Annotated in this window: 15 protein-coding genes; 7 read left to right on the forward strand and 8 right to left on the reverse strand. The window is 70.3% G+C overall.

The features are described 5' to 3' along the window. Window positions 1-3: 3 nt before the first annotated feature. The 3 genes from AB0I43_RS24000 to mftR all read right to left on the reverse strand — a co-directional run bounded on the left by AB0I43_RS24000 (window position 4) and on the right by mftR (window position 2,024). On the reverse strand, window positions 4-393 hold the full coding sequence (locus tag AB0I43_RS24000) for an STAS domain-containing protein (RefSeq protein WP_109527096.1): 390 nt from the start codon (window positions 391-393) through the stop codon (window positions 4-6). A 12-nt stretch (window positions 394-405) separates the two neighbouring features. Beyond that, window positions 406-1,302, reverse strand: coding sequence for an STAS domain-containing protein (locus AB0I43_RS24005; protein WP_356974577.1), 897 nt, complete (start codon window positions 1,300-1,302; stop codon window positions 406-408). An 89-nt stretch (window positions 1,303-1,391) separates the two neighbouring features. Continuing rightward, a complete protein-coding gene (mftR, locus tag AB0I43_RS24010) occupies window positions 1,392-2,024 on the reverse strand; it encodes a mycofactocin system transcriptional regulator (protein WP_356974528.1) in 633 nt (210 codons plus the stop codon). 54 nt (window positions 2,025-2,078) lie between these two features. Between mftR and mftE the strand changes: the two genes are divergently transcribed. After that, window positions 2,079-2,780, forward strand: a complete 702-nt coding sequence (gene mftE / locus AB0I43_RS24015; protein ID WP_356974527.1) for a mycofactocin biosynthesis peptidyl-dipeptidase MftE — start codon at window positions 2,079-2,081, stop codon at window positions 2,778-2,780. Beyond that, window positions 2,777-3,985 (forward strand): pre-mycofactocin synthase MftD, encoded by a 1,209-nt coding sequence (gene mftD / locus AB0I43_RS24020; protein WP_356974526.1) that lies wholly within the window; start codon window positions 2,777-2,779, stop codon window positions 3,983-3,985. Before mftE ends, mftD begins: the two co-directional genes overlap by 4 nt. Here the strand turns inward: mftD and AB0I43_RS24025 are convergent. Then, on the reverse strand, window positions 3,982-4,452 hold the full coding sequence (locus AB0I43_RS24025) for a MarR family transcriptional regulator (RefSeq protein ID WP_356974525.1): 471 nt from the start codon (window positions 4,450-4,452) through the stop codon (window positions 3,982-3,984). The genes mftD and AB0I43_RS24025 overlap by 4 nt on opposite strands. A gap of 229 nt (window positions 4,453-4,681) precedes the next feature. On the opposite strand from AB0I43_RS24025, the gene AB0I43_RS24030 reads away from it, so the two are divergent. The 4 genes from AB0I43_RS24030 to AB0I43_RS24045 all read left to right on the forward strand — a co-directional run bounded on the left by AB0I43_RS24030 (window position 4,682) and on the right by AB0I43_RS24045 (window position 8,032). Beyond that, window positions 4,682-6,358: a fumarate hydratase gene (locus AB0I43_RS24030; RefSeq protein ID WP_356974524.1), complete on the forward strand. Its 1,677-nt coding sequence runs from the start codon at window positions 4,682-4,684 to the stop codon at window positions 6,356-6,358. 129 nt (window positions 6,359-6,487) lie between these two features. Next, on the forward strand, window positions 6,488-6,874 hold the full coding sequence (locus AB0I43_RS24035; protein WP_356974523.1) for a hypothetical protein: 387 nt from the start codon (window positions 6,488-6,490) through the stop codon (window positions 6,872-6,874). A 303-nt stretch (window positions 6,875-7,177) separates the two neighbouring features. Beyond that, window positions 7,178-7,354, forward strand: coding sequence for a hypothetical protein (locus AB0I43_RS24040; RefSeq protein WP_356974522.1), 177 nt, complete (start codon window positions 7,178-7,180; stop codon window positions 7,352-7,354). Window positions 7,355-7,459: 105 nt separating this feature from the next. Further along, window positions 7,460-8,032 carry a M15 family metallopeptidase gene (locus tag AB0I43_RS24045; RefSeq protein WP_356974521.1) on the forward strand — a complete coding sequence of 191 codons (573 nt, stop codon included), beginning with the start codon at window positions 7,460-7,462 and terminating at the stop codon, window positions 8,030-8,032. A 45-nt stretch (window positions 8,033-8,077) separates the two neighbouring features. On the opposite strand, the gene AB0I43_RS24050 is transcribed toward AB0I43_RS24045, so the two are convergent. The 4 genes from AB0I43_RS24050 to AB0I43_RS24065 form a co-directional block, all read right to left on the reverse strand. Next, window positions 8,078-12,292: a TIGR02680 family protein gene (locus tag AB0I43_RS24050; protein ID WP_356974520.1), complete on the reverse strand. Its 4,215-nt coding sequence runs from the start codon at window positions 12,290-12,292 to the stop codon at window positions 8,078-8,080. A 2-nt stretch (window positions 12,293-12,294) separates the two neighbouring features. Then, window positions 12,295-13,683 carry a TIGR02678 family protein gene (locus AB0I43_RS24055; protein WP_356974576.1) on the reverse strand — a complete coding sequence of 463 codons (1,389 nt, stop codon included), beginning with the start codon at window positions 13,681-13,683 and terminating at the stop codon, window positions 12,295-12,297. Between the two features lie 46 nt (window positions 13,684-13,729). Next, window positions 13,730-15,259: a TIGR02677 family protein gene (locus AB0I43_RS24060; protein WP_356974575.1), complete on the reverse strand. Its 1,530-nt coding sequence runs from the start codon at window positions 15,257-15,259 to the stop codon at window positions 13,730-13,732. A 190-nt stretch (window positions 15,260-15,449) separates the two neighbouring features. After that, on the reverse strand, window positions 15,450-16,682 hold the full coding sequence (locus AB0I43_RS24065; RefSeq protein ID WP_356974519.1) for an XRE family transcriptional regulator: 1,233 nt from the start codon (window positions 16,680-16,682) through the stop codon (window positions 15,450-15,452). A gap of 206 nt (window positions 16,683-16,888) precedes the next feature. On the opposite strand from AB0I43_RS24065, the gene AB0I43_RS24070 reads away from it, so the two are divergent. Beyond that, window positions 16,889-17,242, forward strand: coding sequence for a hypothetical protein (locus AB0I43_RS24070; protein ID WP_356974518.1), 354 nt, complete (start codon window positions 16,889-16,891; stop codon window positions 17,240-17,242). Window positions 17,243-17,273 lie beyond the last annotated feature (31 nt).

Genomic DNA, 17,273 nt, shown 5'->3' on the forward strand with positions numbered 1-17,273 from the left:
TTCTCAGCGGCCACTGTCACGACCGTCTCGCTGGCGCCGTCCGGAGGCCTTGCGGTCCAGCCACGCAAGCCCTTCTTCGAGGTCCAGGGCGGTGTGCATGTCCTCGAAGGTGAGGCCCAATTGCACCATGGCGAACGCGACTTCCGGTTGCAGCCCGACGATCACCGTTTCGGCGCCGCGTAACTGCGTCATGTGCGCGATGGTACGCAGCGATCTGGCCGCGAACGAATCCATCACATCGATCGCGGTGACATCGACGATGATGCCGTGCGCGCGATACTTCGAGACCTGCTTCATCAGGTCGTCCTGCAGGCGCTCGGTATCGGCGTCGGTCAAGGCTGACTGGACCGACGCGATCAGATACGTGCCCTGCTTGAGGATGGGTACCGGCATCAGCGGGCCCGATTACCGTCCGTCGCGTTCGGTCAGGAGTCGATCGGTGACGCGGGTGACCTCGTAGCCCAGCAGGCGCTCGGCCTCCTCGATGCCACCCTGGAGGTCGCCGACGGCGTTCATCTTCGACAGATCCAGGCCGATGGTCACCAGGGTGAGCGCGATCTCCGAGGACAGGCCGGTGATGATGACGTTGGCGCCCATCAGGCCCGACGCGTCGACGGTCTGCACCAGGTGGTTGGCCACCGTAGAGTCGATCTGCGGCACACCGGTGATGTCGATGACGACCACCTTGGCGCGGTTGGAGCGGATCGCGCGCAGCAGCTGCTCGGTGAGCTGGCGGGCGCGCTGGCTGTCCAGCACGCCGATGATCGGCAGGATCAGCAGCTGTTCGCGCACCTGGAGCACCGGGGTGGACAGCTCGCGGATGGCTTCCTGCTGCTGGCGGATGACGCGCTCGCGCTCCTGCACGAACGAGATGGCCACGGTGCTCGCGATGCGGTTGGCGGCCGGCTCGTAGGCGTCGAGCACCTGGTTCAGCAGCTCGAAGTTGGTCTGGTATTTCTCGAACAGCGAGCGGGCCAGCACGTCGCGCAGCAGCAGCACGATGCCGATGACCTCGTCCGTCTCGACGCCTCGGGGAATGATGCGCTCCGACAGGTCGCGGGCGTAGGCCTGCAGGGCGTCGACGCTACCGGTGACGAGCACCTCGACGTAGTTGTCGTACATCGAGGTGGCCTCGGAGAAGATCTCCTCCGGGGTCATCGCGGTCAGCAGCTGTGTGTCGGTGATGCGCCGGGCCCATTCCTCACGCAGCGCGGTGCGGTTCTGGCGCAGATGCTCGACCAGTTCGGGCAGCAGGTTGTCTTCGACCTGCCCCGCGGGCAACGAGTCCGCCGAAAGGCTCATGGACACCTCGGACATGGAAATTCCAGCCCCTTTCGACGTGTGAGTCGGTTCGATCCTACGGTCGGCCTGCGAGCCGATACCGAGCCTAGTCATACCCCAGCCGTGCCGTCGCCGAAACCTGAGGGTAGCCGGGAGAAGCCGTGCTCCAGCGCGAAAAGCGCCCGATCGAGGTAAACCGTGAGGTCGGCGTCCGCTTTCGCCAGCCAGGCGTCGAAGGCGGCGCGGGCCGCGGCCAGGGTGGTCCGGCCGACCGCGAGCGGGATCAGATCGTCCTCGGCGGCGCCGAGGCGGCGGGCGGCGAACCCGCTGACCGCGCGCTCCCAGGCGTCGTAGTGCGCGCCGGCGGTGGCGGCCAGGGCGGGCACGGCGGCGATCAGGTGCATGCGGGTGCGCAGCTCGGGGATGTCCTCGGCGCGGTAGGTGTTGGCGTCGACGACCACGCGCCGCACCGCCGTCATCATCGGCACTTCGTCGCCGATGGTCGCGAAAGCGGCTTCCAGCGCGGTGATCTCGTCGTCGAACTGGGCCCACAGCACCTCGGCCTTGGTGGGGAAGTACCGGAAGAAGGTGCGCCCGCTGATGCCCGCGGCGGCGGCGATGTCCTCGACGGTGGTGTTGTCGAAGCCGTGGGCGCTGAACAGTCGCATGGCGATCAGTTCGAGTTCGCGTTTGGTCGTGCCGCGAGGTCGGCCCCGACTGCCCTGCACTGTCACGAAAGTCATTATGGCAGTTCCTGACATATTGATTTTGTCAGCGTGTGACGTTAATCTCGCACCGTGGTGGAACACGTTTCAGATCTGACCTGGCCCGAGGCGGGCGTCAGAGCGGCTGACGGCGTGATTCTGCTGATTCCCGTGGGCTCCACCGAGCAGCACGGCCCGCACCTGCCGCTGTCCACCGACACCGACATCGCGGTGGAGATGTGCCGCCGCCTGGCCGAGCGCCGGCCCGATGTGATCGCCGCGCCGGTCGTTGCGTACGGCTCCAGCGGTGAGCACGCGGGGTTCCCCGGCACGCTGTCCATCGGGCAGGCCGCCCTGGAACTGCTGATCGTGGAGCTGTGCCGTTCGGCCACCGACACCTTCGCGCGCATCCTGCTGGTCAACGGGCACGGCGGCAACGCCGAACCGCTGCAACGGGCGGTGCGGCTGCTGCGCGCCGAATCCCGGGACGTGCGGCTGTGGTCGCCGCGCTACCACGGCGACCTGCACGCGGGCTGCTCCGAAACCGGCATGCAACTCGCGCTGCACCCGGCGCGGGTGCGCGCCGAGCGCGCGGAACCCGGTGACCAGCGCCCGATCTCGCAGCTCTACCCGCTGCTGGCCGCCGGCGGGGTGCGGGCGGTCAGCCCTAACGGCGTCCTCGGCGACCCGGGACCGGCCACCGCCGCCGACGGCCGTCGCCTCCTCGACGAACTCGCAAGGCACCTGGAAAAGTACAGCCGGTCCTGGTGGCCGGTGGAGAGGTCCGGACAATGAATCCCTGGTTCGAAACCGTCGCCGAGGCGCAGCGCCGCGCGAAGAAGCGGCTGCCGAAATCGGTCTACGGCGCGCTCATCGCCGGCTCCGAACGCGGTCAGACCATCGACGAAAACCAGCAGGCCTTCACCGAATTGGGGTTCGCGCCGCACTGCGCGGGCCCGATCGGGGAGCGCGATCAGTCCACCAGCGTGATGGGGCAGCAGCTGTCCATGCCGGTGCTGATCTCGCCGACCGGCGTGCAGGCCGTGCACCCCGACGGTGAGGTCGCGGTCGCCCGCGCCGCCGCCGCCCGGGGCATCGCGATGGGGCTGAGCTCGTTCGCCAGCAAGCCGGTCGACGAGGTGATCGCGGCCAATCCCGCCACCTTCTTCCAGCTGTACTGGTGCGGCAGCAAGGACGAGATGCTCGAGCGGATGGGCCGGGCCGAGGCCGCCGGCGCGGTCGGGCTGATCCTCACCCTGGACTGGTCCTTCTCGCACGGGCGCGACTGGGGCAGCCCGGTCATTCCCGAGAAGCTCGATCTGCGCGCGATGCTGCAGTTCGCGCCGCAGACCCTGGCCAAGCCGCGCTGGCTGGCCACCTATCTGCGCTCGGGCCACATCCCCGACCTGACCGCCCCGAACATGGCGGTGGGCGGCAAGCCGGCCCCCGGCTTCTTCGGCGCCTACGGCGAGTGGATGGGCACTCCCGCGCCGGACTGGGACGACGTGCGCTGGATCGTCGAGCAGTGGGACGGCCCGGTCATGCTCAAGGGCATCATGCGGGTCGACGACGCACACCGCGCCGTGGACGCGGGCGTGGCCGCGATCTCGGTGTCCAATCACGGCGGCAACAACCTCGACGGCACCCCCGCCGCGGTGCGGGCGCTGCCCGTCATCGCCGACGCGGTCGGCGGTCAGATCGACGTGGTGATGGACGGCGGCATCCGCCGCGGTTCGGACGTGGTGAAGGCGGTCGCGCTGGGCGCCCGCGCGGTGATGATCGGGCGCGCCTACCTGTGGGGCCTGGCCGCCAACGGGCAGGCGGGCGTGGAGAACGTGCTCGACATCCTGCGCGGCGGCGTCGATTCGGCGCTGCTCGGCCTGCGCAAAACGAGTGTGGCGGAACTGGATCGGAGCGATCTGGTGGTGCCCGCGGGCTTCGAGCGGGCGCTCGGCGTCGCGCGCCCGGCGATCGTGCCGGAGCAGGTGGCCGCGGGCTAGTTGTCCTCCGGCGTCCGCCGGTGGTGGGCGAGCAGGGTGTCGTAGATGTCGGCGAGCGCCGTCAGCTGATCGCGATCCAAGGCGCTGATCATGTGGCGGCGCACGCTGCGCGCGTGCGCGGGCGCGGCGCTGCCGAGCAGGTCGGCGCCGTGCGGGGTGAGCCGGGCGGCGGTGCGGCGCGCGTCGTCGGGGATCGGTTCGCGCAGCACCAGCCCGCGCTTCTCCATCCGGGTGATCTGATGCGAGAGCCGGCTCTGCGACCACTCCAGCCGTTCGGCCAGGTCGGCGAAGGTGAGCCGGTGATCCGGCGATTTCGACAGACTGGCCAGGACCGAGTACTCGACGTAGGTGAGGTTCGACTCGCGGGCGGAGTCGCGCCCGACGGCGGCGGCGATGAGGTCGCGGGTACGGACGAACCCGACCCAGGCCCGCATCTCGACCTCGTCGAGCCACACCGGTTCCGTCATGGCAGCCTCCCAGCTTCCGACATGCCGATCGAAGGACCGCGCGGTGGCCTTCGCCTGCGACAACGTCAGAAATGAGAGGTAGCACCACTGGGTTGAACGTGCAACCTTTTGTGCCCGCCACCAGGCTCTTAGGTTTGCCTAACCCCGGTGCGTCCCCGTTCGGTGGCTAGGCTCGCTGTGCTTGTGACCAGTGGGCCAGCACCCAGCCCCATGCGAAGGAGAGCGATCCGTGACCGCGCCGGAATTCCGCTATTCAGATCTGCTGCCCATCGGCGCCGACGACACCCCCTACCGGCTCATCACCACCGAGGGGGTCAGCACGGTCGAGGTCGACGGTCGCACGTTCCTGAAGGTGGAGCCCGAGGCGCTGCGCCTGCTCACCGAGGCCGCGATGCACGACATCAGCCACTACCTGCGGCCCGCGCACCTGGCCCAGCTGCGCAAGATCATCGACGACCCGGAGTCCTCCGGCAACGATCGGTTCGTCGCGCTGGACCTGCTCAAGAACGTCAACATCTCCGCGGGCGGCATCCTGCCGATGTGCCAGGACACCGGCACCGCGATCGTGATGGGCAAGAAGTCCGAGGGCGTGCTCACCGGCGCCGACGACGCGGAATGGATCAGCCGCGGCGTGTTCGACGCCTACACCAAGCTGAATCTGCGCTACTCCCAGCTGGCTCCGATCACCATGTGGGACGAGAAGAACACCGGCACCAATCTGCCGGCGCAGATCGAGTTGTATTCCACGCCGGGCGATACCGCGGCGCCGTCCTACAAATTCCTGTTCATGGCCAAGGGCGGCGGTTCGGCCAACAAGTCGTTTCTGTATCAGGAAACCAAGGCGGTGCTGAATCCGCAGCGCATGCTGGAATTCCTGGACGAGAAGATCCGCTCGCTCGGCACGGCGGCCTGCCCGCCCTATCACCTGGCCGTGGTGATCGGCGGCACGTCCGCCGAATTCGCCTTGAAGACGGCGAAATACGCGTCCGCGCACTATTTGGACAATCTGCCCACCGAGGGGTCGATGGCCGCGCACGCGTTCCGCGATGTGGAGCTGGAAGCGGAAGTCTTCAAGCTCACCCAGGAATTCGGCATCGGCGCGCAGTTCGGTGGCAAGTACTTCTGCCACGACGTGCGCGTGGTGCGCCTGCCCCGGCACGGCGCCAGTTGCCCGGTCGCGATCGCGGTGTCCTGCTCGGCCGACCGGCAGGCGCTGGCCAAGATCACCGCCGAGGGCGTGTTCCTGGAGCAGCTCGAGCGCGAGCCCGCGCAGTACCTGCCCGAGCAGACCGACGCCATCCTGGGCGGTGACGTCGTGCGGATCGACCTGAACCGGCCGATGGACGAGATCCGCGCCGAACTCTCGAAATACCCGGTCAAGACCCGGCTTTCGCTCACCGGTCCGCTGGTGGTGGCGCGCGATATCGCGCACGCCAAGATCAAGGAGCGGCTCGACGCGGGCGAGCCGATGCCGCAGTACCTGCGCGACATGGCGGTCTACTACGCGGGCCCCGCCAAGACGCCCGAGGGATACGCCTCCGGGTCGTTCGGGCCGACCACCGCCGGGCGCATGGACTCCTACGTCGACCAGTTCCAGGCCGCCGGCGGTTCGCACGTAATGCTGGCCAAGGGCAATCGTTCGGCGCAGGTCACCAAGGCGTGCCACGAGCACGGCGGTTTCTATCTCGGTTCCATCGGCGGCCCCGCCGCGCGCCTGGCGTTGGACTGCATCAAATCCGTCGAGGTGCTCGAATATCCCGAGCTCGGCATGGAAGCGGTCTGGAAGATCGAGGTCGAGGATTTCCCGGCGTTCATCGTCGTGGACGACAAGGGCAACGATTTCTTCGCCGAAACGCAGAAGCCTATCGCGCTGCGCGTGCGTACTCGGTCGAAAGAGCGTGTCTGAAAAGACTTTTGACCTAATTCCCTGCTCGACCGGACACGGAAGTGTCCTTCGATCACCGGGGTGCGTTTGCCGGATCTGCGCGCAGGCTTGAGGCGTAGATCGCGGTATCCCCGGATGTCGAGGAGGGCAATGAGTACGTCGTTCAGAATCTCGGATTCAGCCAGCCGGCGGCTGGTTTCGCGTGCCGTGCGCGAAGGCACGAGTTCGACCGCACTGCTCGACCGGTTGATCCGCGAGGGGGTCGACCAGATGGAACACCCCGGCATAGTCTTCCGCGGCCCGGCGGACGACCGCCGCGCCGTCCTGGCGGGTGGCCCCGACGTCTGGGAGGTGGTCGCCCGCCTGCTCGAACTCGACGGCCCGATCGAGCAGCGCATCCAGGCGCTCGCGGTGCAGTCCGCGCTGCCGGTCCACCGGATCCGCACGGCCGTGGCCTACACGCGCGATCACGGCAGCGAGATCAGCGCCCGCATCGGCCGCCACCGCCACGCCACCCACCTGGCCCGCCACCTGTGAATCCGCGCCGCCCCCGGAGCCGACCACCCGGTCCGTGCTGCCCCATTCCTCACCTTTGAACCACTTGGGGCGCATGTGTTTTCCCGCCCGACCCGGCCCCGGGGGCGGCGCCCTGTCCGCAATCCAGACATAGCGGGCTGTGGATGAAAGTGATCCACAACACTGGAACAACATGTGGACAACGATCTTTCCTCTGCATAGAGTGCCGCTCCCGCGTTGGAGACCGCGTGTTCTGTTTCGGCGCAGGGAGATTGGGCATCGCCAGGAATGCGGGACGTTCACGTCCGCGGACGAAGGAGGATCATGCCCATCGAACAAGCGGCCCGGATTGTCCGGATGCTGGAAGTGCTGGTGACGGGTCTTGCCGGAATCTGTCTACTGTTGGCGCTGCTCGTGCAGGTGCCGCCGACGATCATGGTGATCTTCGGATTGGCCACCGCGTACGGGTGCTGGACGTTCACCCGTCCGATCACCTCGTAGCGCCGGACCCGTCGAACGCCCGGACCCGCCTGTGCGGGTCCGGGCGTTTTGTCGTGTCTGCCGGGTTGCCGGGGAGAGCGGGGCGCGGCGGATAGGATCGCCGTCATGATCGCAAAGCTAGCGTTGTCCGTGGTGGCGCTACCCGCGCTGGTCGTGCTCGCCGCACCCGCCGCCCAGGCCGAGCAGCGCACCGCGGCCGCGGCCGCCGCCGGGACCGAAGGGCTGACGCCCGCCCTGGCCGCCGCCTACACCCAGGCCGAGGAGGCCGCGCGGGCCGAGGGGGTGACGCTCTACATCAACTCCGGCCACCGCTCCTACGGCGAGCAGCAGGCGATGTGGGAGGACGGGATCGCCACCTACGGCAGCCCGGAGGAAGCGCGCCGCTGGGTGCTGCCGCCCGAGGAGTCGACTCACGTCTCCGGCCAGGCCATCGATGTCGGCCCGCAGCCGGGCGCGCAGTGGCTGGAGAACAACGGCAACCGCTGGGGGCTCTGCCGGATATTCGCCAACGAATGGTGGCATTTCGAGCTGGCCACCGCCCCCGGCGGCGCGTGCCCCGCGCTGCGCGCCGACGCCAGCGAGCAGCGGCACGCCCCGGTGCCGCCGCAGGTGCTCACACCGCCGTGGACCGGCAGCGCCAGTCCGGTGCGGGTGTGGCAGTTCGGTCCGGGCAGGTAGCCCGGACGCCCGCAGGCGCGCTGTCCTCCGGGCACGCGGCAGAAGTCAGCTGACGCCAGCCGGTGCGCCGGGCATATCGTCCAAAGTCAGCCCGCCCTCGATGGAATTCGGGACGCGGCGGCGGCCGGGGGAGCCGAGCGCGGCGGTGAGATCGGTGCCGTCGTGTTCGGCGAGCAGGTCACCGCTGTCCCAGACCAGCAGGGTCGCGCTGACGGTGTTCTCCGCGGTGGAGTGCGCCAGGTCGTAGTGGGCGCAACCGGGCACGTGCGGGTAGGTGATCCAGAGGTCGTAGCCGGTCATGAACAGGTCCAGGTCGAATTGCACGCTCAGGCCGAGCAATTCGCTGCGCCCGTTGTCGTCGACGCCGGCGAACGCCTCGTCCAGGGCGAGCAGGCGGGGCGCCTGCGGGTCGGCCGAGTCCAGCATGACGTGCGCGGCGGCGAACAGCGGCAGGTGCAGCGAGACCGACTGCTCGCCGCCGGAGAGCGCGCTGTGCCGGGCCACGGTGAGCTTGTCCTCGGTGCCGTCGCCGGAGATCAGCGTGAACGAGAACACCCGCCAGGTGCGGTAGTCCAGGGTGGCGGCCAGGATCTCCGGGTAGGAGCGTTCCGGGTGCGCGGCCCGCGCGGCGCGGATCTCGGACGCGAAATGCGAGCGGATGGCGGCGAGATCCTCGGGGGAGAGTGCCGAGGCGTCGCGGTCGAGCAGCTTGCACATCGCCCGCGCGGCGTCGGAGAGCGCGTCGGCCAGCACCCAGTGCACGCCGATGGTGTTGCCGGAGGACATGCGCCGCTGCTTCATCTCCGAGCCCATGCGGGCGATGAGATCCCGGGCGTCGGAGGTGCGTTCGTGGATCTGCTGGGCCAGGCCGGTCAGCAGCGCGTCCTCCAGGATGCGGCGTTCGGCGTCGGTCAGCAGCAGTTCCTGATCGTGCCGGGCCTGATCGATGCGCCCGGCGAAGTCGGCGAGCGCGGACATGCCGTGCTCGTCGGCGACCTGCACCACGGTGAGCCCGTCGGCGGCGTCCCACTGCAGGCGGTAGTCGCGCCCGGACCCGGCCAGCGCGGCGTCGAACTCCTGCAGCGCCGCGGTCACCGCACTGCGGGTGGACTTGCGCGCGGCCTCCCCGGCCCGCACCGAACCGGTTGCGGCGGTGAGGTTCTCGAACAGCTCGGCGACCTCGTCCGGCAGCACCTGCGGCTCGGTCTCCGGACCCGCCTGTGTGATCCGGTAGAGCAGCTGCTCGGGCGTGGACCAGGCGGCGTCGCTGCTGGGCCAGCGGCTCTCCACCGGCGCGCCCAGCAGGCGCAGCAGATCCGGCTGTGCGTACGGGGCCAGCGCTTTGACGTCGGCCAGCACCTCGGTCAGCGCGGTGCCGAGAGATTCGTGCGCGGTGCGGTAGGCGGCCTCGGCGTCGCCGATCGCCTCGATCGCGGCGTTGGCCGCCTTGCGGGCGGCCTTCTGCTCGGCCCGGGCGGCCTCGATCCGCTCCCGGGCCTTTTCCAGATCACGATCGATGTCGGCCGCGCCCGCCCCCAGCGCTTCGCGCAGGGTCTCCAGCTTGCGCAGCTGCTCCTCGTATCCGGCCTGGGCGGCCTCGGCCTCCTCGGCGAACGCCTCGGCCAGGTCCTGGGCCTCGGCGAGGCGGTCCGCGCCCTCGCGTTCGCGTTCGCGTTCCCGCTCGTGGTCGGTGCGCAGGCGCAGCAGACCGGTGCCGGTGTTCTCGAAATGCCGGATGGCCGCGGCCAGGGCGTCGATGTCGCGCGGGTCGCGCGGGGTGCCGTGCTCGGCGGCGATGGCGCGCAATTTCTTATCCACGGCGGCGACCTCGGCGACGGCCTTGTCGAGATCGCCCTCGGCCAGGGTGGCGGCCTCGGAGCGGGACCGCATCAGGCCGCCGGCCTCGGCGACCGTGCGCAGCGCCGCCGTGACGGCGGCCGGACGCGGCAGCGCCTTGGCGGCCGCGGCGATCCGGGCCAGCTCCGCGGCGGCCTCGGCCTCCTCGGCTCGCGCCCGCTCCTGTTCGGCGGCCGTGTGCTCCAGTGCGGCCGCGAGTTCGGCGAGCCGCAGCTCGCGGCGGCGGGCACGCGCGGTGGACCCGATGAACTCGGCGTCGGCCTTGCGATGGCGCCCGATCTGCACACCCTGGCGGAACCCGCCGCGAGTGCTGACCGCGACCGGGCCGGCCCCCGCGTCCGCGCCCTCGTGCAGGGCGATCGAGGCAAGCACGGCCGCGACCGTCTCGCGCGGCACCGTCAGCTGCTCGGAATCCTCCTCCACCACGAGCACTTCGGCGAGGGTGCGGCCGGTGGGCCGGTCGGCGGCGGGCAGCGGCAGCAGGAACTGGTCGGAGGCGTAGCCGGTGGGCCGGTCGGCTTCCGGGCAGACCCACGCGTCGAGCAGACCGGTGGCGTGCAAAGCCGCTTCGATGCCGCCCGCCGTCTCGGGCGTGACGTCGTCGGCGAAGCGGACCAGCTGCCACAGCGGGCCGCCCGGAAGCCCGTCGCGCGGGTCGGTGCGGGTCGCGGACGGGGCCGGGGCGTCGTCGCGCTGGGCGGCGACGCGATCGCGCTCCGCGCTCAGCTCGGCGGCGCGCTGCGCCGCGGCGGCGGCCCGGGCCTTGGCCTCCTGCCTGCGGTTGCGAATCTCGTCGAGCAGCGGTTCGGCGCGTTCGGCGAGCACCTCCGCCAGCCCCGCGGCCTCGTCGGATCCGGCGCCGGACAGCGCGGTGTCCAGCGCGTCGAACAGCCCTTTCTCGATGGGGGAGTAGACCTCTCGGTGCCGGTCCCACCAGGCGCGCAGCGCCGCGGCGGCTTCGGTGCGCGCGAGCGCGACCGCCGCCTCGGCGGCGGCGATCTCGGCGGCCGCCGATTCCCGCGCCGACACGGCGCGCTCGGACTGGCGTTGCGCGCGCGTCCGCTCCGCGGCCGCGGCGTCCATCAGGCCCAGCGCCCGGCGCACCGCGCGCACGTCGGCGTCACGGGCTTCGGCGCGAGCCCGGACGACGGCGGTGAGATTGTCCCCGCGCGCGTCCTCGGCGGGTGCGACCCAGTCGATGCCCGCTTCCTCGGCGGCGGCACGTAATTCGTCCTCGCCGCGGGACAGCGCCGCCGCGGCGTTGCGGACGCCGGCACTGGCGCGCTCGGCTTCCTGCACCCGCTGGTCGAGGGTCTGGCGGGACTTGAGCGCCTTGTCCCGGTGCACGCTCGAGGAGGTCTCCAGCCGCCGCACCGCGTCGGCGAGGTCGTCGAGTTGCTGCTTGCCCTCGTAGGCGCTGGAGCGCTGCAGCGTCTCGCGGTCGGTGAGGGCCTGCTCGTAGGCGCGATCGGCGTCCTCGGCGCGGGCCTCGGCGGCGGTGCGCTCGGTGTCGCGGCGCTCGCGCAGCGCGGTGGCGGCGAACAGTGCCGTGCTGGCGTGGGTCACCGCGTCCAGCCGGGTGCGCACCTGGTCGACATCCGTCTTCGCCTGCACCGCAAGGTATTTGCGATAGACCCCGACGAACGCGCGGGTGGCGGTGTCGGCGTGCACCAGGCCCTCGAGGTTGCGCCCGACCTCCTCCATATCGCTGAAGGAGCGGGCCGCGTCCAGGATCAGCTGCTCGTCGAGCGGGCGCAGGCCGTCGGTGAGGGCCTGGGAAAGTCCGCGCGGATCCAGGTTCTTGGCCAGCTGCGGCCGGCGCAGCGTCAGGATCAGGTTGATCAGCTGGTCGTAGCGCTGGGTGCCGAGGCCGAACATGCGCGCGTCGATCGCGGTGCGGTACTCCACCGGGCGGTCCACGATGCAGTCGGTGCCGATCTGCTCGGCCAGCTGTTTGCGGGTGAACGGGCGGTCGTCCGGCCCGATCAGCGAGAAGTCCACACCCACCCGGCCGTCGGCGACGAAGTACCAGCGCGTCACCTTGTCGGTGGACCGGGTGGCGCGCATGCCGATGCCGATGGTGACCACCTCGGGGTCGTCCCAGCTGCCGCGCGCGAACTCCATCCAGATGTAGGAGTAGGCGGATTCCTGTTTGCGGTACAGCAGATTCGACTTCATCGTGCGCTCTTCACCGGCGAACGGATTGAGCCGGCGCGGTTCGATCCGCCCGTCGAGCACGAACGGGAACAGCACCTCGAGCGCCTTGGTCTTGCCGGAGCCGTTGGGGCCGCGCAGCACCAGCCGGCCGTCGGCGAAGCAGAACTCCTGGTCCCGGTAGTCCCACAGGTTGACGATCCCGGCGCGGGTCGGGATGAAGCGCACTCCGCCATGAATTACCGACATGGTCAAACCCCTTCCGTTGCGCCGGTTTCCGCGGCGGTGACAAACAATTCCCCAGTGCGCTTGGTGCGCACGGTGACGACCGCGCCGCGATAGCGGGCCAGCGCGGGCAGGATCAGCAGCCCTTCGGGACCGGGCGCGACCTGGACCAGGCGCAGCCGTTCCAGCAGGGCCACCACCTCGGCGGTGAGGCCGGGCACGTCGGCCTGCCACTGGGCGGCGAAGGTGACGCCGTAGCGGTCGGTGAGCTGCTGGACGGTCTCGGCCACCCAGCCGTAGTCGAGGAACGGGTAGGTCGCGGGCTCCGGGGCCTGCTCGGGCTGGTCCGGTTCGGCGTCGTCGGCGAAGACCTCGGCGAACGGGTCGGCCAGCGCCGCGAACACCGTGGATTCCGGGATCGCGTCGTCGAGCTGGGCGATCAGGCTCAGCATCGGGTCATCGAGCGCGGTGCGGCGGGGGAGCGGGTTGTCGATGTCGAGCACCAGGTCGGCGATCTCACCGACCAGCAGCAGCGCCACCTGCGCCAGCGTGCCGGTGCCGGGGAAGCGCAGATCGGAGAGCCGGCCCGAGACATCGATCAGCGCCACGCCTTCCGCGCGGCGCTCGGCCCGCAGACCGGTGAACAGCTCCACCTCGGCGACGATGCGCTCCTGGGCCAGCACCGCGCGGTCGTCGGGCGCGAGATCCTCGGCGTAGACGACAGGACGCTCGACCAGGCCGCGCCGGACCCGCCGCGCCGCCTCCGCCGCCGCCGACTGACCGGTCGGCTGCGCTTCCTCGCCGAGCAGGCCGCGCACGCTCTGCAGGTGTTGCAGCGCGCGCGGCGGCCGGAAGAGGGCGAACACCACCGGCCGGTCGATGTCGTAGAGCGCTTCGCCCACCGAGGGATCCGAGGCCCAGCCGCCCGCGTCGCCGTCCGCGAGCGTCAGCGCGCCGCGGTGGGCCAGCCAGCCGACGGCGTCGACGAACGCGTCGCGGTCCGCGGCGCGGTCGGGCGCGAGATCCAGGCCCTCGATGCGCCCCGTGTAGGCGGCGACCTGATCGGCCAGCTCCGAGAGCGTGATCTGATCGCCCGCGCGGCCCAGCGCGGCCAGCGCCAGCGACAGGTACGCGTAGCGGCGGCGATCGAAGAGCCGGTCGTTCACCGTGCGGGCGGGCTTGCCCGCGTCCAGCTGATCGAGGACGGGGAACAGCCGGGCGGTGGTCTCGGTGACCTCCAGGCGGTACCCGAACAATTCGGCCAGATCCTCGCGCAGTTCGGTCGCCCAGCGGCGGATCAGCGGCAGCGCGATGCGATCCGGGTAGGTGCGCGTTACCAGGTGGTTGGCGAGCATGACGCGGGCCGCGCGCTGGTAGTTGTCCAGGGCGAGGGAATCGATGCGGCGGGCGTGAATCATGCGCTGCCTCCACGGAGTCGGCTCGGGCGGGTGTGCTGCCGCGTCATCCGCGACCCCCCTTGACCCGGGTGGCGCGCACGTCGAGCTTGCGGCCGTTGAGATGCAGCAGGCCGCGCGCGGTGCGGATGACCGTGGAACCCGGATGGGTGGACACCGTCAGCGTGACACCGTCGTTCGACCCGGTGGTGCCGTCGACGCGGCCGCTGACGGGCACCCAGGCGGTGGAGGCGGCGTCGAGCAGCCGCAGCAGCACCTCGGTTTCACCCTCGTCCAGTTCGCGCTCGTAGATATCGGCCGACGCCAGGGATTTCGCGGCTTCGGCGCGGGCCCGCTGCGCGTCCAGCTGCGCTTCGCGCAGGCGGCGGATGCTCGCGTCGTTGCGCTGGATGCGCGCGGGCGCGCCGGCCTGCGGCGGCCGGCCGGTCTCGGCCAGCGTGCGCGAGATCTCCAACGGCGGTGCCTCCCACCAGGATCGCCCCGGCGGGATCAGGTCGGCGTCGGGATGCTCCATCGACAGGTGCCGGGGCCGGCCCAGCCCGAAGACGGTGTCGAACAGCGCGTGCGCGCTGTCGGTGCTGGGCGCGGCGGTGAACCAGCCCGCCAGGTGGCGCAGCGCGGATTCGCGGCTGACACCGCCGCGCCGGGTCTCGGTGACGCGGCGCAGCAGCGACAGCACGGCGGCGATGGCGCTCATGGTCGCCTCGCGCAACCGGTCCGCCTCGGTCGAATCGCCCGCTTCCGCGGGCACGAACCAGGTGCGCAGCCCCTGCCAGCGCGCCCGCCAATCCGCTTCCCGCTCCTGCGGACTCAGCAGCACCCGTTCGTCACAGCCGGCGGCCCGCTCGATCAGTTCGTCGACGCCGGTCTCCTCGATGTCGGCGATCGCGTTCGCCAGTCGCGGCGCGAAGCGCGCCAAATCCATGCTGAAATCGCGCATGTGGGCCAGCAGGGCGTCCTTGTGCACCAGGAACGCCTCGGGCGTGATCTCGGTGGTGCGCACCATGTCGCCGAGCGAGAGATAGAAATGCGCGGCGCGCGCGGCCATATCGGTGAGGGCCGCGTCCAGGCGGCGCAGCGTGCGATAGACCACCTCCGCGTTCGCCGCGCGATTCGCCTCGGCCAGCGCGTTCAGGTCCGCGAGCAGTTCCGGCAGCACCAGGCGCGAGAGCGCCGCCTCGTCCAGCCGCGCCGCCAGCACCCCGGCGACCGCGCGGTAGGCCTGAAAACCGGCCTGCGAGAACTGATACACGTAGTGCCGGTTGCGGTACTCGGCCAGCGTCGCCGCTCGCGTCCCGTCGTAGGACCGCTCCAGCACGCCCCACTGATGCAGCTGATCCAGCAGCGGCCCGATCTCGGCCCCGCTCAATTCCGCGGCCCCGGCGCTGTGGCGCCGGATCCAGTCCGCCACGTCATCGGCGTGCAGCAGCACCACGTACGCGGCCCGCGCGCTGTCGAAGGCGCGCAGCACCCACAGATAGTCGGCGCGTTTCTCCGCGGTCGCGAACGAGAACAGGCGCAGCCGCTCTTCGTTCAGCTCGAAGTCGGCACTCTGCGTTTCGGTCGGCGCAGGCACGGCAGCGGAGTCGGTCACCGGGAACAGGGTAGTAGCGGGCGGGTCGCCCCCTGCCCGAACAACCCCGCGTGTCCGGTTTGCGGCGTGTTCGCCGGACCGGACCGCGAGGTCGCCTCGACCGGCACGGTGAGCGAAGTCATAGTTCCGCACGACCCGGTTCGGGTTCCGGGCGTGGCGATTCCGCGCCGGGCTACTCCGTGGACAGGGCGCGCAGTTGGTCGAGGTAGATGCGGGTGCGCGGGTCGCCGGGGAAGTGTTCGATGATCTCGCGGGCGGCTTCGCCGGCGATCCACATCAGGGAGGGCAGCGAGCGGCGTTTGCCGGAGAAGGCGCGCATGCCCTCGTCGACGGCGAGTTCGAGATCCCGGGCACGCACGGCGACGACGGCGAGGGTGAGGTGGGCCTCGGAGACGCGCATCGGGTTGCGGATGGTGCCGTCGGCGCGGGTGGAGTTCCGGATGACCTCGTGCGCATAGGCTTCCGCGAGCCTGTCCTCCCCGGCGACGCGGCAGCAGTCCATCGCGTAGAAATCGAACTTCTGCGGATCGACGACGAAATGATTGTCCAGATTGATGGGCGGTTCGAGTCGCTCGAGAATCGCTCGCCCGGTGTCGAGGGCGCGCTCGACCTCCGCGCGGTCCCCGATCCGGGCCCACGCCTTGGCGCGCTGCGCGGCCAGCTGGACACCGACGCCCAGGGACCTGGACGCCTCCAGCGCACCGTCGGCAGCCTCGATGGCACCCCGGTAGTTACCTTGGGTCAGGGCGAACCAGGCGGCCATTTCCGCGCCCCAGCCGATGATTTCGGCGTGGTCGGACTCGTGGCCCAGCGAGCAGGCCGCGCGGCGGGTCGCTTCGGCCGAGGTGCGCCGCCCGAGGTCGTAGTCGACGCACCCCACCAGCAGCGCGACCCAACCGGCCAGCACCAGGATCTCGCGGTGCTGGGCCAGGGTGAGGCGCCCGTCGAGCAGCGAGGTGATGCGGCGCAACCAGGCGGTTCCCTCGCTGTGCAGGGAATGCGGGTCGGCGTAGGGGTATTCGCAGCACAGCCGCTCGGCGGTGATCCGGATCGCGTCCAGGGTGGCCGCCGACACGTCGGACATGCGCAGGCGGCCAATGAATTCCAGCGTGTCCATGCCCGTCGCCGAGAGCAGTTCGTCGTCCCGGTTGGGGCGGGATTTGGGGAAGAACGCCGCGGTCACGGTGTCGAAGGCGGCGGCGATGATGGGGGCGTAGAAATCGTCGGGGCGTGACTCGCCGGACTCCCAGCGCCGCCAATTGCGCAGCAACGTACTGTCTGTCGGCAGGTTGTGCGAGGACTTGGCGCGCATCACTCGGACGGCATCGGCCTGGGACCACCCCCTGGCGTCGCGCTCGGAGCGCATCCGGACAGCCCAGACGGGTCGATCGTCTCCAGCGGCCACCGTCCAAGTATCGCACCAGTTAACGCTCAGCGGACCGAATAGGGCATAGAGATGTCATCGGGTTGACACCTGCATTTGCAACATGGCGTCTTAGATCCTGGAAGGCGGAGCGGTTAGGGTTTGCCGACCCACTGCCCCACCCCGCAGTACCCCTCGGGGGAGATCCGAAACCAATGCAGTAGCGACCCAATCCAACGGAGGTTCGGGTGGAAGCGTTGATCTATGGATACTTGCGTGACGATCTCGCCGACGGCCATGGCGCCGAGCTCGAGGATGCGATGAGCATGCTCGCGCAGGCCGAGGGCCTCTGTTTCGCCGCGACCTTCCATGAATCGACCTCGGGTGACGGCACGGCGTTCGCCGAGCTCACGCAGGAACTCAAGCGCGCGGACGCGCATCACGTGGTGGTTCCGTCGCTCGATCACTTTGCCGGCCAGACGATCCCGCGCGATATCTTGATCGCGAAACTGGCCCAGGACGCGGCGGCCCGGGTGTGGACCGTCGAGGAGTTGCAGCTCGAGGCGCCGGCGACGCCGGGCGAATCGGGCGAAACCGACTGAGCGGCAGACGAAACGGGCGCGACCGGAGGTC

Source organism: Nocardia sp. NPDC050435 (assembly GCF_040655395.1).
Classification (GTDB): domain Bacteria; phylum Actinomycetota; class Actinomycetes; order Mycobacteriales; family Mycobacteriaceae; genus Nocardia.

Coding starts and splice junctions, on each gene's coding strand:
- AB0I43_RS24035 (WP_356974523.1), top strand. CDS start 6,488: ATGAGTACGTCGTTCAGAATCTCGGATTCAGCCAGCCGGCGGCTGGTT.
- AB0I43_RS24040 (WP_356974522.1), top strand. CDS start 7,178: ATGCCCATCGAACAAGCGGCCCGGATTGTCCGGATGCTGGAAGTGCTG.
- AB0I43_RS24025 (WP_356974525.1), bottom strand. CDS start 4,452: ATGACGGAACCGGTGTGGCTCGACGAGGTCGAGATGCGGGCCTGGGTC.
- mftR (WP_356974528.1), bottom strand. CDS start 2,024: ATGACTTTCGTGACAGTGCAGGGCAGTCGGGGCCGACCTCGCGGCACG.
- AB0I43_RS24005 (WP_356974577.1), bottom strand. CDS start 1,302: ATGAGCCTTTCGGCGGACTCGTTGCCCGCGGGGCAGGTCGAAGACAAC.
- mftD (WP_356974526.1), top strand. CDS start 2,777: ATGAATCCCTGGTTCGAAACCGTCGCCGAGGCGCAGCGCCGCGCGAAG.
- AB0I43_RS24000 (WP_109527096.1), bottom strand. CDS start 393: ATGCCGGTACCCATCCTCAAGCAGGGCACGTATCTGATCGCGTCGGTC.
- AB0I43_RS24045 (WP_356974521.1), top strand. CDS start 7,460: ATGATCGCAAAGCTAGCGTTGTCCGTGGTGGCGCTACCCGCGCTGGTC.
- AB0I43_RS24050 (WP_356974520.1), bottom strand. CDS start 12,292: ATGTCGGTAATTCATGGCGGAGTGCGCTTCATCCCGACCCGCGCCGGG.